11 protein-coding genes and 1 pseudogene are annotated in these 11,664 nt (G+C 59.5%); 8 read left to right on the top strand and 4 right to left on the bottom strand.

The window, feature by feature from the left end; genetic code table 11:
* Positions 1-1,992: 1,992 nt before the first annotated feature.
* Positions 1,993-2,478, top strand: a complete 486-nt coding sequence (locus QMG25_RS16085; RefSeq protein ID WP_283462021.1) for a hypothetical protein — start codon at positions 1,993-1,995, stop codon at positions 2,476-2,478.
* 5 nt (positions 2,479-2,483) lie between these two features.
* On the top strand, positions 2,484-2,648 hold the full coding sequence (locus QMG25_RS16090) for a hypothetical protein (RefSeq protein ID WP_283462022.1): 165 nt from the start codon (positions 2,484-2,486) through the stop codon (positions 2,646-2,648).
* Positions 2,649-3,130: 482 nt separating this feature from the next.
* Here the strand turns inward: QMG25_RS16090 and QMG25_RS16095 are convergent, their stop codons facing one another.
* A complete protein-coding gene (locus tag QMG25_RS16095) occupies positions 3,131-4,090 on the bottom strand; it encodes a ferritin-like domain-containing protein (protein ID WP_283462023.1) in 960 nt (319 codons plus the stop codon).
* A gap of 1,041 nt (positions 4,091-5,131) precedes the next feature.
* Between QMG25_RS16095 and QMG25_RS16100 the strand changes: the two genes are divergently transcribed.
* From QMG25_RS16100 to QMG25_RS16110, 3 genes are all read left to right on the top strand, one after another.
* Complete coding sequence (locus QMG25_RS16100; protein WP_283462024.1) at positions 5,132-5,890, top strand: hypothetical protein; 759 nt, start codon at positions 5,132-5,134, stop codon at positions 5,888-5,890.
* Positions 5,891-5,906: 16 nt separating this feature from the next.
* Positions 5,907-6,641, top strand: coding sequence for a class F sortase (locus QMG25_RS16105; protein ID WP_283462025.1), 735 nt, complete (start codon positions 5,907-5,909; stop codon positions 6,639-6,641).
* A 214-nt stretch (positions 6,642-6,855) separates the two neighbouring features.
* Positions 6,856-7,149, top strand: coding sequence for a cupredoxin domain-containing protein (locus QMG25_RS16110; RefSeq protein ID WP_283462026.1), 294 nt, complete (start codon positions 6,856-6,858; stop codon positions 7,147-7,149).
* 763 nt (positions 7,150-7,912) lie between these two features.
* On the opposite strand, the gene QMG25_RS16115 is transcribed toward QMG25_RS16110, so the two are convergent.
* Positions 7,913-8,497 carry a dienelactone hydrolase family protein gene (locus tag QMG25_RS16115; RefSeq protein WP_283462027.1) on the bottom strand — a complete coding sequence of 195 codons (585 nt, stop codon included), beginning with the start codon at positions 8,495-8,497 and terminating at the stop codon, positions 7,913-7,915.
* A 201-nt stretch (positions 8,498-8,698) separates the two neighbouring features.
* Here QMG25_RS16115 and QMG25_RS16120 point away from each other — a divergent pair, with 201 nt between their 5' ends.
* The gene (locus tag QMG25_RS16120) at positions 8,699-9,064 is read left to right on the top strand and encodes an MmcQ/YjbR family DNA-binding protein (RefSeq protein ID WP_283462028.1); all 366 of its coding nucleotides are present in this window, start codon (positions 8,699-8,701) and stop codon (positions 9,062-9,064) included.
* Positions 9,065-9,232: 168 nt separating this feature from the next.
* Here the strand turns inward: QMG25_RS16120 and QMG25_RS16125 are convergent.
* Together QMG25_RS16125 and QMG25_RS16130 are read right to left on the bottom strand one after the other, a co-directional pair.
* Positions 9,233-10,333 (bottom strand): annotated as a pseudogene (locus QMG25_RS16125) (MFS transporter).
* Between the two features lie 20 nt (positions 10,334-10,353).
* Entirely contained in the window at positions 10,354-10,536 is a 183-nt protein-coding gene (locus QMG25_RS16130) for a hypothetical protein (RefSeq protein ID WP_283462029.1), read from the bottom strand.
* A 314-nt stretch (positions 10,537-10,850) separates the two neighbouring features.
* Between QMG25_RS16130 and QMG25_RS16135 the strand changes: the two genes are divergently transcribed.
* Positions 10,851-11,084, top strand: a complete 234-nt coding sequence (locus tag QMG25_RS16135; protein ID WP_283462030.1) for a hypothetical protein — start codon at positions 10,851-10,853, stop codon at positions 11,082-11,084.
* The gene (locus QMG25_RS16140) at positions 11,047-11,412 is read left to right on the top strand and encodes a hypothetical protein (protein ID WP_283462031.1); all 366 of its coding nucleotides are present in this window, start codon (positions 11,047-11,049) and stop codon (positions 11,410-11,412) included. The genes QMG25_RS16135 and QMG25_RS16140 overlap by 38 nt, the downstream gene beginning before the upstream one ends.
* Positions 11,413-11,664: the final 252 nt, after the last annotated feature.

Raw genomic sequence — 11,664 nt, forward strand, 5'->3', positions numbered from 1 at the left:
CACTAACTGGGTTCTATGGACGTGCTGGCCGTTATGAGAATCATTCGCTCTCACTGCAGTTGTCGGACTCGTCTTACTTGTCTTGAGCATTGCTAGCCAAATTCAAGTCTTGTTGATTGGCACTGGCTTTATGGAACATCAGCAGGTTTGGGTCGCCATAGTCGGCAGCGGGTTTGTGGTTGCGTCGTTTGTCGCCCTCGCCCTGCAAAAATCAAGACCGCGAGAACGGTCCTGAGAGAGGTTGTCCAAAGAGACGCGCTCCGGCATCGCCGGGGAGCGTCTGGGGTTTCGGTGGCGTTGAATTGGAGTCCCTAGTTGAAATATGGACCAATTTGGAGTCGATTACTTTATCCGAGCCAAGTATCAGAACTGGCCCAACGGAGATCGCCAAGGGACAATGACCGAGGCTTTGAAATTATCTGAAACTGACAACTAAAACCCGCGCACACCCATCTGTACCGCGTGCGTGCCCATAGGCGAGGAGGAGAGTACCTGTCGTGATTCGCTGATCACGGGTGCTCAACTCATCCGCAGATTCCTCGATATCCTGAGCGGACCACGCCCAAGGGCAGTCACCGGTGTACCCCTGAAAACGGGAAACCATCCGTAAACGCGGCGCGATCGACATGCTGTGCTTCTCGGCCTCCGTTATCAGATGCTGAAACCATTCATCAGATGATGGATGTCAAAATCCAAACTCGTAGGTCAGTCCCATGTTCCAATGCAGATGCTCTCCCGTAGCCAACAACTGTCCCCGTCGCGCGGACACCTATCAGCTGCGGGAAACTTGATCAAATATCTCAAGCTTCCGGGTTATCCCAGCAGGTGAAATTCGACTTATTCGTGCGCCGATAATCTACATTATGTAAAGTAACTTCAAATTGGGGTTCCCCGCTGCATGGCTTTTGGTGTCCTGTCTCATTACAGATGAGGCATCGGCTGCGCGTGTCTCACCCAATGTCTGTCAGCGACAGGACTTGCCGGCCTACAGTGGACACGTGGGACGTGAACTCACGGCGTCCGATGTTAGTACCGGACGAGGATGGATTCCAGGCGCCAAAGACGCCCTGGCGTTCAGGGAGCAGCATTCCCCTGCGCCAACCACCAGGCCACCTCTCAGACTGCTGGTCGATACCCGTTGAGGAGGTCTTTCCCATCCGCCCGGTGGTGGCGTTCAAAGGACAGAGCAACTTCGCCAGCTTGTGGTGGTGCGCAACGAACCAGCGCCACGTTGGTTCCGCATCACGTTGCCAACGCCACTCCCCCAGCGTTCACATGTGCCTGACTATTTCGTTCGGTACACTGATGGTACCGCCCTCGTTCTCGATGTTCGACCCGACGACCGTGTGACACCAGCTCGCCAAAACGTATTCGATGCCACAGCACAGCTCTGCGCCTCAGTTGCGCCTCAGTTGCGCCTCAGTTGCTTGGGCCTACCAGCGGACGGGGACTACCTTCCACACCGGACCAACCTCAGATGGATCGCCGGATACCGACATCCACGATGCTTGCAGGAAGCATCCGCGGCACTCATGATGGAACAATTAAGCTAATCCGGTCCGTCATCAGTGCGTGAACTGATCACAGCGGCCGGTGAAGCCGTTATCGTCGTGCCACCCCTGTTTCACCTGCTCTGGACGCAGAAGCATCCACTGACCCTTGGACTCAGACTTCTTCGCTTGGACTCAACCGTGCCGCTAAGGGGCTCATCATGAGCACAGGACCCGTTCTGCTTGGCGATGACGTCGAGCTGTACGGAATTACGTACACGGTTACAGCCCTCGACGGCGATATCACAGCGGCGTATCGCGGGCCCGTCCATGCTGTTTGACTCGCTGTCCGCCGAAGTACAGAAAAGAGCACTGTGCCTGGAAAGCCATATCACCGAGATCCTGGACGGCATCCCCTGCGATGTCGGGATTGTCCAGACTGCACGCCGCGACTTCGACGTCATGCGAACCTCACTGCGTCAGCGTGCGCAAACAAAACTGATTGAGCTTCACGAACTCGGCGAAACGCTCGGCATTGGTTCACTCCAAAGATTGCGCTACGCCTATGATGAAGAAAGGAATTCTTGGGCTGATCGATCAACGGCTGATCCGCAAAGTTCCGATCGCCGGGCAAACCGATCAACGAGTCTTCGATGCTTTGCTCTCAATCCTGGAGGCCAACACCCAGCAGTCAACCAGATCCATAGACCGGCTGATGAAGCAGGGGCGTAAACAACTGGAGAACGAACACGGCCCAGGGACCGTGCCCATGCCGTCCCGCGCTACCTTTCACCGCCTGATCGGACGGTTGGCTGAAGGCAGACACCCCACTGGCTCGGCCCGGACTCGGCGGACCCTGGCCCAGCAACCATCCGGACCGTTCGGTGCCGTTTACCCGGTGCGGCCCGGGGAGCTGATGCAGATCGACTCCACTGACCTGGTACCGCCGTTGAACTCAACGACGGCATGGGTGGACGCGGTGAGCTGACGGCGATGGTTGATATTGCTACCCGCAGCATCCCCGCCGCCGTCATCCGCCCCACCACCAAGGCCGTGGATGCGGCCTTGCTGCTGGCTAGGTGCATGACGCCGGAGCTCATGCGGCCAGGCTGGTCACAGGCCGAATCCATGGCAACCTCAGCACTGCCTTTCCGGTGAATGAAGTCCATTGACGGACGACTCGCAGGGCTGCAGCGAAACCGGTCATTGTGCCTGAGACCATCGTCTGTGACCATGGCAAGGCCTACCTCTCCAACACCTTCAAGAGCGCCTGCCGCCAACCTACGCCCAGCCCACCTGCGCAGATCCAACGAAAACACCAACAGGCTCACACGCCAATACTTCCCCAAGGGCACCTACCTGAGCTGCTACTGTCCCCTTGAATTCAAGTCTCACATCTTGAGACACCATCACCCCGCTAAAGACTTTGCATCTGCCCTGCTGTTGGTACCCCTTTCAGACGGACTGACACGAAATATTTGCGAATCAGTCGTTTCCGTATTTCTGGAAAATTCCGCGCTGTCTTAGTTTCGAATTGAATCTCTGATTGTGCCAGCGACACCGTGGAAAGTTGGCTCAGTTGCCCGGCTGGCGGCGTGCCCTCGCCCGCCCCGTTTGGTGGTCGGCCAGGACTTATCGTCTCAGGATGAATGCCCTAAGCTGCCACCGCTTCTATTGAGCTTTCCGTTCACGCCGTGAGGGAAGAACCCGCCGGATTTGACCGATTTTGGGGTCAGGTAGGCGATGTTCAGGACCTGTGCAGTGGTACGGCTAAAAGCCACGGCGTTGGCGTCGGTGGGCACGAGGTTGGCTACCTGGTCGGTTCCGATTCCTTGGTCGAGGTCTGTTGTGCCGTCCAGGCTATCGCGGGCGTCGGAGATGGCATGGGCGGGAGCTTGGAGATCTCGGGCGTACAAGGTGGTTCTGATGATGCCCGCGTGGTACGCCTCTACAGCGAGGATGCCGGCAGCCGCCTCAAGATAGGTCTTGTTGTCGATGAACGGGGCGGCACCCTTGTACGCGGTGACGCCGACGTCTTCAAAAATAAATGCTCCGAGAAGGAAGCTGGTTTCATCCTTGAATGGGCTGAAGGTCTGGCCCTTGGTGATGAGTCCTGCGGCGAGAGCGGCTGCGGTGAAGCTTGCATCAAGGTCGATCGGCGGCCGGGCAACGGCGGCTTTTCCCAGAACTCTGCGCAGGAACCTGACATGAGCCTCCTCATCTGCCGCGATCTCTGCCGCGTACTTCTGGACCAGGCTGCCGGGCGTGAACGGTACCTTGCCGCCGCCTGTGACTCCGCCCTTTTTCCCTCTGCCGTCCGTGAGGTTGTCGGACAGTCCCATTCCAGTTACTGCACGAAGGTAAAATTCGGCCTCAAGGTATTCCAGGTTCAACGCGAAGTTCAAGATCGCAGAATCACTGGGTCCCTTCCTCCCGTTGTCCTCGTCCTCTTCCGGATGGGCTGATGCGGAGGTGGCGGACAGCAGCGCGACCGTGCCTCCGATGCCTGCAGCACTGGCGGCTCTGAACAGTCGACGGCGGTCGAGGTTGTTTTCTGCGCTGTGAGTCATTGCGTTGGTAATGAATTTCTGGTCGAACATTTTGTTCTCCTGCCATTCAATGAAATGGCGGGGGCAAGAATGAATCCTCTAGCACACCCCAGCACTGCGATACCCTCGCCACGACCGGAGCGGCCGCGATAACTGTCAGAGTACGTGCCGAGACTCCTGCACGTAAAGGCCTTGCCAACTATTCATTGTTGGCAGTGCCGATCATGCCCAGACCACCTTATGGTGCCCGTACCGTATCTGTGGCGGACCGCGCATTGGGCCAACGCTTCTCCTCGTGAACGTTGTTCCCCGCTCTACCCCGGTTACCCCAACCACGCAGGAAAGGAAAAATCGCCACACAGCCCCGCGAGTGGAGAATATTTCGACGAAAATTCGGGAAGAATTCTCCGGTGAACCCATCAGGACCACAAAGTTAAGATCGGTTCACCCATAAAATGCAGGTGCAGGGCCAAATCCGCCTGTACGGTTCGGCTCGGTGCTGCTGGCTGGGTGTGCATCCACAACACCTCTGGAAACCTCAACACCCTTAAAGCCTGTTCCTTTGCAGCAGGGCCACACGTACTGCAACTCGAGAGGTTCTCCCCTCTCGCTTACAACTTATTGTCTCGGCTTCAACGGCAGCGAGTTCGTCCTTGGCGTCTACGTCGATGGACTACAACGAAAGAATCCGGAAAGCACACTGCCCCCGCGCTGTCCCTGCCGCCCCACCCCGTAACCACGTTCGAATAGTCAAACAGCCTCGCCATCTGCTCGCGGCCGTTCCCGACCATTTGGTGCGCACGTTCCTTTGCTGGAGGAGACGCCGAACGATGACAAGGTGAGGGCCATGCATGAAGTACTGCAGAACATGGCGGGTTTGGTTGAGCCGATTGAGGCAATGATGAATCTGCGTTTCAGTGTTTGACAGAAACTGCCCTCTCCATGTCACAGCGGAGTCTGCCCCGGTAGCGGCCTTTCGGTTAAAGATTTTGTAATATCCTCATTTTTGTGACAGGGGGCACAAGGATCAGTTAGGGTCAACTTTATGGACGTCCCACTGGGGGAACGTTTATTCTCATCGAAGGAAATTTCATGAAGAAGCCCGCATTCTTGATTATCCCTGCCCTTGCCTTGGGCGCCCTTGCACTCTCCGCCGGCCCGGCCCTCGCCGCGGACAACAGCACTTACCAGGCCAATCTGGCTGCACTCAATGGCAGCAACGCTTCCGGAACTGTCATGGTCTCCGTGAACGGCAACCAGGCTACCGTCACGGAAAGCGTCTCCGGCCTGGCAGCCACCTTCGACGGCAATCCTTATCCACACGTCCAGCACATCCACATCGGCGCGAAGGGCACATGCCCGAACATGTCAGCGGACACCAGCAAGGACGGCGTCATCAGCACCACCGAAGGCGCCCCGTTCTACGGCGGGATCGGGGCAACGTTGTCCACCAGCGGTGACACCAGCCCGGCGGCCGCCACCGATTTGAAGGTCGCCGGAATGGGTGCGGCGTACACCTACGAGCGGACCTTCGCCTTGGATGCGAAAACCGCTGATTCCCTCAAGGCCGGAACGGCCGTCGTCGTCGTTCACGGCTTGGATCCGGCCACCTTGCCTGCTGCGGCCCAGAAGGCGCCTAGCGACCTGGTCCCCTCGCTGCCACTGGCCGCTACCTCACCGGCACTGTGCGGTGCACTGACCGCTATGCCTGCCGGAGCCCCGGGAACCGGCATTACCACCCAGGCCTCCCCGGACGGACCCAATTTGGGTGTCGTTGCCGCCGGTGGCGGTCTCATTCTGGCAGCTGGCGCAGCTTACGCGGTCCGTCGCCGGATGAGCACCAAGGCCTGACAGGCACAGGAATCTGATGCAATTTGAGCCTAGCAGTCGTCGCGGACGCCTTGCCGCGTCCACGACGGCTGCCCTGCTCCTAGCCGGTGGCATCACCACCATCGGCTTTGGACTCCATGACCCACCGCTGGTACCGAATGGAACCGGCAAAGTGTCCGCCGCCGCACCTTTCGTTACTGGTACTGCTTCGCCCGCAACGGCGACGCCCTCCCCGGCAACGGTTCAAGTGGCACCTACTTCCACCCCTCCTCCGCTACCTGTTGCTGTTGCGCCGGACGCGGCGCTACCCGCGTCCGTTCCGGTCAGGGTGGAGATCCCATCCATCGGTGTAGACGCAGCCTTGCTGGAATTAGGTAAACAGGCCAACGGCGAGATTGAGACCCCGTCTGGCGAGGCGGGGTCTCCAGGGGGCTGGTACAAACACTCACCCGCCCCCGGACAAACCGGTTCCGCCGTCATCCTCGGCCACGTCAATACCAATACCTCCTCCAAAGGTCTGTTTTACCGCCTCCACGAACTCACGCCGGGGCAGACCTTCACCGTCATACGCAGCGACCGCACCGCGGCGGTGTTCACTGTTGACAAAACCGAGACTTACCCCAAAGCGACCTTTCCGACCGTGGAGGTCTACCGGAACGCCACCCGTCCAGAAGTTCGACTCATTACCTGCGGAGGCTACGATCCGGCCACTGGGGAATACCTCGACAACACCGTCGTGTATGCCACCTTGACTTCCAGCCACACTGCATAGGCCTCACTGCGACCTATGCACCAGAGAGCATTGAATGGCTTCTTTCGTTAGCTCCATGAAAAGGGAACCCGTGACAACGAACAAAAAGCACCAACGTCTCGCACTCGCCCTAATCTCCGCAGCCACCATCGTCGGTATCAGCGCTTGCGGGACCACCGGGACAGGGACCGGCCCATCAGCTCCGGCTTCATCAGCCGCACCGGTGGAGCCCAGTATGAGCGCATCCCCAACCGGGCCCACCACGGGCTCTCCTGAGACCGCAGTCGAGTTGACCATCCACATCGAATCCTTTGCCTATACGGGCCCGGACAGCGTTCCAGCCGGGGCGACTGTAACCGTGATGAACATGGACGCCCAAGCCCACACTGTTACCTCCGACGACGGATCCTTCGACGCCGTCGTCAAACCCGGTAACAGTGTCACGTTCACCTCGCCCAAAAAACCCGGTTCCTACACCTACCACTGCACCTACCACTCCAGCATGCAGGGAACCCTGGTCGTCAAATAACCTAGGATAAATGCTCCAGTCAAGGCGCGTACAGGGAACCCTCGGAGACGATCCATCGTCACCGTCCCACAGCCATGACCGCGGTGCTTCGGGTGCTGGCAGCTTTGGCCGTGGACGCCGTCGTCCACACCCGACTCGCCCCTGGCTACAAGTCCGCCTCTCCCACGGGTTTCGGAGAAGGCAACCTCTTCTTGACACAAGCCGTAGTCCCCGCAGCAGTTGGGCTCTACGTCCTAATCCCGGGCAGCCGCCCTTCCCGGCCATGTACGAACTCGTCTGGTTCTTCGACATGTCTCTGACTGCGCTGTCCCAAGCCGTTGTCATCTTCTTGGCGGTGATTGCGCTGACCCTCCACCGGCTAACCCGCACCTCTTGCCGTCACCCATCCTCCGTCCGCACCGCCCGGGAGACCTAAGAGCCGAGATGAATGACAGCGGACGGCGGGGCCTTCGCAGCGACCATTGGCAACCGCGGGAGATATGCTCCGAATCTGCGGATACCTCTTATCTAGGTAGAAATATGATGGATTTGTCAGCCACGAAGACCGGGCACCGACCGTGTGACGACTGGGACAAACGTCGCTGCAGTTATAAGAATCATCCGTTGATATCTATCCCCACTTCAAACACGAATCCTGCAGGCGACCATAATGAAAACTCACCCTTCAACCGCCTCATGCTGTTCCGCAGGAGTTCCTCTACAGGACAGTCGACGCCTCAGCTTGACAGACACAGAAGAGTCAAGCTTAGACGAGACGGGACAATCAACTGGGTGGCGAGGCGCAGAAAGAAAGCACACGCGTCCACAACAATTCGGCGGACTGTTCGTCGTATTCGGATTCAAGCGAACGATCAGTGAACAAGTGGCCAGCGCCCGCGTAGTCAAACACCTCGACGTTTCCACCGCCCGCTTGCACTTGCTTGGCTACTGCGTCAACCCAGCCTTGGTTCCGGAAAGGATCATCGACGGTGTAGTGGATTTGCGCCGGCACACCCGCAGGCCACGACTCGACACCGAGCATGGACAGATCCAGTGCTCCGGACAGCATCAGCACACCGCCAACTTCCCGCTGAGTCGCGACGTATTCGGCCATGCCCCCTCCGTTGGAGAACCCGGCAGTGATGAATCCGTCCGGGAGATCATTCACGGCCTCGAGGGCGAGTTGCATGAGCGCCGGGTAGCCGATCGATTCGGCGAACTCGCCCGCTTGTTCGTAGTCGTCGAAAACCCGGCCGTCATACTGGTCCACGACCAGGACGTTGTGGCCATCGGCGCGCAGCCGATCGGACGCATGGTGGATGCCTGGTCGAACGCCAAGGACGGAATGAAACAACGCGATGTCAGCCATCCCGTCAGTCTGCACCAGACCAGCGACTGCTCGCAATCCCCCGGCAGGACCGGACCCACCTATTGATCCACTGTCGTATTGTGTGTGCCCAGGTCCCAGCCTGCGGAGACGGCCGATGTGAAGCTTGTCGACCGGGACCGGACGTTGACGACCTCGGCAGCCGTCGTCGTCGTGCATCCATGCAAGCAATAGTCAGGAGCAATGATGGTTACCGAGACCGACGTTCGCCGCATCGCACTGGAGTTGCCTGGCGCCTACGAGCAGCCGTCCTACGGAGGCCGTCCGTCGTGGCGCACCGAACCCCGGATCTTTGCCTGGATCCCGGATGATCCCTACGGGCTCGTGGTGTGGGTCGAATCCCTCACGGCCAAGGAAACAGTACTCGCCTCCGATCCGGAGAAGTTCTTCACGACCTCCCACTACAACGGCTACCCTGTTGTACTCGTCGACCTGGACTCGATCGACGTCCAAGAACTTGCAGAACTTATTCGGCGCTCCTGGAGCTTACGAGCACCACGATCGGTGGTCTCAAAATGGAAACGCGACCACGCCGGTGACGCCCTGTAAGGCGGTTCGCGTAAACGCATCGGCGACCCCTTGTCTTCACTAGATTTCAAGCCGGGCGTGCCGGGTGCCCCATCCCGTGCCTTCGGTTGATCTGGTCGGCCCCACTCCCCCACCATTTCCATACCGACGATTTGTTCGTCCACCATGCCGCCGGGGCTGCTGGCATGATCAGGCCGTGGTCTTGTCAGCGTTGCGGCGCTCACGTTTGTACCTGTCCGCCATCTCCTCCAGCGGAAGGTTCCTGGTTTCTGGAACCTTGAAGTACACGAGCACCAGGGAAGCCAAGGCGTAGAAGACCACAAACCAGTTGGCCGCGACCAGTGCCACAGTCCCCCATGGCTCAGGCAATTGGGGCTCACCGTTGACAATGGAGGCTTGGCTGAAGCTGATCGCCATGAGCGCCAGGCTGATGGTCATGCCTGAGGAAACTATCAGCAGAAGTGGGCGGCGTCCGAGTTTGTCGATCAGGACGATCGCCACCATGGTGACCACGAGGTTGGTGACGGCTGTGATCACCGAAGCGTTGGAAGCGAACTTGGCGCTGAATCCGACGGATCGCCACAACGAATTGGAGTAATAGAAAATCACGTTGATGCCGACCAGCTGCTGGAAGGCGGCGATGATGACGCCAACCCAAAGAATGGGAACCAGGCGAAGCGTGCCGCCCTTCAGATCCCTGAATGAAGGCTTGGAATCGCTGCGGATGGACTTGCGGATGGAATCTACCAGCGTCTTGGATTCGCTCTCACCGCGTCCGTGCACATGCTCCCATACGGCGGTGGCTTCTTCGACGTCGCCATTTGCTATCAGCATGCGCGGGGACTCCGGCAACCGCAGTGCCAGCACTGCGTAGAAGACGGCGGGGATGGCTGCGGCCAGGAACATCCAGCGCCAGGCCTGCAGACCTCACCAGAATTCGTCAGCGGCGCTTCCGGCTGCACCTGCAATGACATCGTCCATCAACTACGCCACGAAGATATCCAATGCAATGTCCATCCATTGCAATGAGGTGAGTTGTCCCCTCAGCCTGGCGGGCGCAATCTCCGAAATATGAGACGGGACAATGGCCGAAGCGGCACCGATGCTCAGCCCGCCGCTAACGCGCCAAGCCGCCGGATCCCAAGGAGCAAAGGCGAACGCGGAGCCCAGCGAGCCCGCAATATAGAGGTTGCCCACCATGAGCATCGCCCGCGTACGGCCCCATTTATTCGCGGCGGGGCCACCGAACCATGCACCAATTGCGGCGCCTATCGGGGAGATGGCCACCACAAAGGCGGTAATGCCTTCTGTCAGTCCAAATTGGTTCGTACAGCTTCGATGGAGCCATTGATCACTGAACTGTCGAACCCGAAGATGAAACCGCCCACAGCGGCACCGATCGGGACCAGGACCACGCGGGTGGTGTGCGTGCGATCCAAGGAAGTGTTGGGTTCGTCGCCGTTTCCGTCCCGCTCCAACCTCAGTTTCTCCACCACACCCCCAGATCGACGTGCATGCTGTTGTTTCCCATGCCCTGGTCACGCCCTACACTTGGCCGCAACGCTGGGATTGGATTTTGCCGAGGTCGCGGTGGGCTGAGGAGAGAAGCCGGATGAACAAGCAGCGCGTCCCGTTTCGTCGGGTAGTGAGGACCACGGTCCAAGTGGCCGGCCCCGCCTCAACATGGCGGCGGCTCCGGACTGCGCGTCCTGTCATCGCGCAATGCGGACTGGCCGCCGGGGTTGCATGGTGGCTGGCATCAGCGCTATTGGACCACCAGTATCCGGTATTCGCGGCGACTGCGGTGATGATTAGCCTCGCAGGCGGCAACGGCGAACGGGCACGCCAAGCTGTCGACCTGGTGGCCGGTGTCATCGCCGTCGTTCTGGGGTTGGGGGCAGCTGCTGTCCTGGATTCCCGTCGCCTCGCCTCTATCCAGGGAGCCTACTCTGCGCTTTTCCGTGCTGATCCGGCCCTCCCTGCAGAACCCGAGAAGCCGGATCGTGGATGCGGCGATTGGCGGTGTGGTGGGCTTGATTGACAGCCAGATCCTGTTCACGCCCGACCCGGTGGCGTTGGTTTCCGTTGCAGCGCGGCGTGTGCTGGACAGCATTGAGGCCGCGCTTCGTGGAAGCGCCGCGGGCCTTGCGGACAAGGTAGCGTTGTGGCTGGAAACGCCGTCGACCGGGCCCGTGACGCGCGCAGCGACCTCCGCGTCTTGGCCGCGCAACGCGTCATTGCCCACCGGATACGGAGCAGGACTTTGCGGCGACTTCTACGTGCAGCCCGGCTGGACCACTTGGACCTGCTGGCGGTTGCCGTTCTTCTGCTCCCCCATGCCGCCGCGGAACAGGCCGGCCCTGACATAAAAGGGAAGTCAGACGCAGGATAGTAGCCAAGCACAGGAGAGAAACAGGACGAGCTTGCTAGTTTCCTCGTCGCTGCAGCGAACGACACCGCCATGCTTGGCGAAGTGCTGGCGGAACGTTCACGAGGGAACCAACCTGTCGCATGCTTCAACGCCGGTGTGCCGAAAGCACTATCCGAATTCGCAGCGGTTTTGGCACAGACCGCCGTCGACGCCCTTGCAGCACTGGCGCCATCCATTCCCCCACCCACCT

This window comes from Arthrobacter sp. H35-D1, assembly GCF_030063185.1.
Classification (GTDB): Bacteria; Actinomycetota; Actinomycetes; order Actinomycetales; family Micrococcaceae; genus Specibacter.

What these genes read in the sequence shown, in the direction of transcription:
- QMG25_RS16105 (WP_283462025.1), top strand. Translation starts at nt 5,907, where the DNA reads ATGCAATTTGAGCCTAGCAGTCGTCGCGGACGCCTTGCCGCGTCCACG.
- QMG25_RS16100 (WP_283462024.1), top strand. Translation starts at nt 5,132, where the DNA reads ATGAAGAAGCCCGCATTCTTGATTATCCCTGCCCTTGCCTTGGGCGCC.
- QMG25_RS16090 (WP_283462022.1), top strand. Translation starts at nt 2,484, where the DNA reads ATGGTTGATATTGCTACCCGCAGCATCCCCGCCGCCGTCATCCGCCCC.
- QMG25_RS16115 (WP_283462027.1), bottom strand. Translation starts at nt 8,497, where the DNA reads ATGGCTGACATCGCGTTGTTTCATTCCGTCCTTGGCGTTCGACCAGGC.
- QMG25_RS16120 (WP_283462028.1), top strand. Translation starts at nt 8,699, where the DNA reads ATGATGGTTACCGAGACCGACGTTCGCCGCATCGCACTGGAGTTGCCT.
- QMG25_RS16135 (WP_283462030.1), top strand. Translation starts at nt 10,851, where the DNA reads ATGATTAGCCTCGCAGGCGGCAACGGCGAACGGGCACGCCAAGCTGTC.
- QMG25_RS16110 (WP_283462026.1), top strand. Translation starts at nt 6,856, where the DNA reads ATGAGCGCATCCCCAACCGGGCCCACCACGGGCTCTCCTGAGACCGCA.
- QMG25_RS16095 (WP_283462023.1), bottom strand. Translation starts at nt 4,090, where the DNA reads ATGTTCGACCAGAAATTCATTACCAACGCAATGACTCACAGCGCAGAA.